Consider the following 292-nt stretch of genomic DNA (forward strand, 5'->3'; position numbering starts at 1 on the left):
AGCGCACCGGGATCAGCGGTTCATTCGTCTTCGGGTGTACCAGACACATCGCCGCAGCCCGTGCGGCCGGTACGGCCGCTGCTGCTGGCGGTATTGCTGGTGTGGGGGCGTGCTCGTCTTCGGGGCGGGAGCATCCGCCCGGTCCGGAGTCTCGCTCGGGTCCGGTTTCGGATCCGGTGCCGCGCTCGGGTCCGGTTCCCGTTCGGGGACTGTGTTCGGGTCCGGTGTTCGGTTCGGTCTCGGTCTGCGAAGCCGGTTCGGGTGTGGGTTTGGGTGCGGCGTATTTCTTGCG

Source organism: Glycomyces sp. L485, assembly GCF_022548875.1.
In the GTDB taxonomy this organism is placed as follows: domain Bacteria; phylum Actinomycetota; class Actinomycetes; order Mycobacteriales; family Micromonosporaceae; genus Glycomyces.